Source organism: Candidatus Krumholzibacteriia bacterium, from assembly GCA_035268685.1.
In the GTDB taxonomy this organism is placed as follows: domain Bacteria; phylum Krumholzibacteriota; class Krumholzibacteriia; order JAJRXK01; family JAJRXK01; genus JAJRXK01.
This window is the reverse complement of record DATFKK010000151.1, coordinates 1-2,869: the sequence shown is the minus strand read 5'-3', so window position 1 is coordinate 2,869 and position 2,869 is coordinate 1. Positions and strand designations below refer to the sequence as shown.

At 69.2% G+C, this 2,869-nt stretch carries 3 protein-coding genes; all 3 read left to right on the top strand.

Translation table 11 applies throughout. From position 1 onward, the window contains the following. Nucleotides 1-544 (top strand): HNH endonuclease signature motif containing protein (locus VKA86_14110; GenBank protein HKK72345.1); only part of this gene is annotated, 544 nt, incomplete at its 5' end. Nucleotides 545-932: 388 nt separating this feature from the next. Then, nucleotides 933-1,826, top strand: coding sequence for a fructose bisphosphate aldolase (locus tag VKA86_14105; protein ID HKK72344.1), 894 nt, complete (start codon nt 933-935; stop codon nt 1,824-1,826). 192 nt (nt 1,827-2,018) lie between these two features. After that, a partial coding sequence (locus tag VKA86_14100; GenBank protein HKK72343.1) for an alkaline phosphatase family protein occupies nt 2,019-2,869 on the top strand: 851 nt, incomplete at its 3' end.

Genomic DNA, 2,869 nt, shown 5'->3' with positions numbered 1-2,869 from the left:
CGGTGGTGCAGGCCCAGGCACTTCCGCTCCGAAAGCGGGGATCTCGACGCCAGCGCCCGATGCCGAACCCGCCATCGAACCCCGCATGGCCCTGTCGTTCACGCTGACCGCCGAGGACCACGCCGCCTTCGAGCGGGCGCGGGCGAAGCTGTCGCGGACGAAGCCGCAGGCGATGTCGATGGAGGAGGCGTTGAACGCACTGGTCCACTTCTACCTGGACCACGACGGGCCGAAGCCGCGGAAGAAGAAGGCCGAACCCGCGAAGCCGAAAGCCGCGAGCCGCCACATTCCCCGCGCCACCCGAAAAGAGGTCTTCGACCGTGACGGCCACCGCTGCACCTACGTCGCCCCGGACGGCACGTGGTGCAGCGCCACCCGCGACCTCCAGGTCGATCACGTCCAGCCCTTCGCCCTGGGCGGAGCCAACGACCCCGAAAACCTGCGCGTTCTGTGCGGGGCGCACAATCGCAGGCGCGCGGAGCTCACCTTCGGGAGTTCGCGGCGATCCGTCGGCGAGTCGGTGGCCGCCCCGTCCGGTCCGTGATGGGCCTGGAGCGCTCCGTGATGAGCCTGGAGCGCTCCGTGATGGGGCCTGGAGCGCTCCGTCATCGGCCCGCACCGCCCTGTCATCGGCCCCGAGCGTCCCGTCCGGTCCGCCATCGTCCCGTACCGCCCGCCGGGGGGCGCACCCGGGTCACGGGGGCGTCGGTCTCGGCACACGGGCGACGCGCGCAATGTCGTGCACGGGCGCCCCGCGCGCCGTCACCTGCCTGGGCGTCGCCACCTGGCAGTGGTCCCATCCCTCCATTTGACGCCCGGGCGGGTTGCCGCGATCGTGTCGGCCCGGCCGAGTGGGGCCCGCCGTCCCGCGCGGGCATCCCGAGCGTGCGCGCCCGGGAGATCGTTCACACCTTCAGCCCTCGAGGACCATCGTGAGCAATTTCGACCAGCAGTTGGAGAAGTTCCGCACGCAGGACGGCTTCATCGCCGCGCTCGACCAGAGCGGCGGCAGCACGCCCAAGGCTCTGCGGGCCTACGGAGTGCCGGACGACGCCTGGTCCACCGAGGACGAGATGTTCGACCTGGTGCACCAGATGCGCACCCGGATCATCACGGACGAGGCCTTCGGCGGCGACCGGATCCTGGCCGCGATCCTGTTCGAGAACACCATGGATCGCGAGATCGAAGGGCGCCCGACGGCGGACTACCTGTGGGACGTGAAGAAGGTCGTTCCCATCCTGAAGATCGACAAGGGTCTGGCCGAGGAGCAGCAGGGCGTTCAGCTCATGAAGCCGATCCCCGGTGTCGATGCCCTGCTGAAGAAGGCCAAGTCGAAGGGCATCTTCGGCACGAAGGAGCGCTCGGTGATCAAGCAGGCCGACGCCGACGGGATCGCCGCGATCGTGAAGCAGCAGTTCGAGCTGGGTCACCAGGTCATCGAAGCGGGCCTGGTGCCGATCATCGAGCCCGAGGTCGACATCCACTGCCCGGACAAGGCCAAGGCCGAGGACATGCTGAAGGCCGGGATCATGGAGCATCTCGACCAGCTCGGCGACGACCAGCTGGTCATGCTCAAGCTCACGCTGCCGGAGAAGGACAACCTCTACCGCGACTGCATCGAGCACCCGAAGGTGGTCAAGGTCGTGGCGCTGTCGGGGGGCTACCCGCGCGAGGAAGCCAACGCGCGGCTGGCGCGACAGAACGACATGGTGGCGAGCTTCTCGCGGGCTCTGATCGACGGGCTGAGTGCCAGCCAGTCGGACGAGGCCTTCCACCAGATGCTCGACGAAGCCATCCAGTCGATCTTCGACGCCTCGAAGACCTGATCGGGTCTCCATCGGATGCCGCGCGGTCCGGCTCCCGGCACAGGGATCGGACCCGCGCGGGCTTGTGGCGGCGGCAGCGGTCTGGCTAGACTGTTGCCGTTGCGGCATCTGCGTCGCCGCACCACCTGGCAGCCCCGTCACCCTCGATCCCGTGCCCGGCCTTCGCGCGCGCACCGCGGAGAGGATTCCGCCATGACCGACATCCGTGCCGCTCTCGGCCGTCGCCGTCGCTCGTTCACTTGCGGCCGTCGCCGCCGCTCGCTCGTCCTCGGCCTGTTCGCCCTGCTGCTGATCGCCGGCTGCGGCGGGGGTGCCGACGAACCCCAGGTCTGGGTCATCGGGCTCGACGGGGCCGACTGGGACATCCTCGATCCCATGATCGAGCGCGGCGAGCTGCCGAACCTGGCGAAGCTCCGCGAGGAAGGAGCCTACGGCCGGCTCCGCAGCGACGAGCCGCTGCTCTCGCCCATGATCTGGACGAGCATCGCCACGGGGCGCACGGTCGACGAGCACGGGATCACCTGGTTCATGACCGACGGCCCGGACGGCGAGAAGATCCCCATCTCCAGCCGCAACCGGAACGTGCGGGCGCTGTGGAACATCGCCACCGAGCGCGATCGCTCGTCGACGGTGATCGGCTGGTGGGCGACCTGGCCGGTCGAACCCATCGACGGGTACATGGTGAGCGACTACGTGGGCTGGCATTCCTTCGGGGTCACGGGTCAGCAGATCGATGCGCCGGGCAAGGTGTGGCCGTCGGACATGCAGACCGAGATCCTCGACATGCTGCCCTCGCCCGACGACGTCGACGACGCCCTGCTGCAGACCATGGTCGACCTTCCGCCCGACAAGCTCGGCTTCGACCCGGAGCGCGGGCCACTCGGCGGACCGCTTCCGCATCTGCGCCAGGCGGTCGCCACCGCGCGCGGGTACACCGACATCGCTCTCGACCTGCTCGACCGGCGTCGCACGGACTTCTTCGCGGTCTACTACGAGGGCACCGACGCCACCATGCACCTGTTCGGCAACTATTCGCCGCCGCA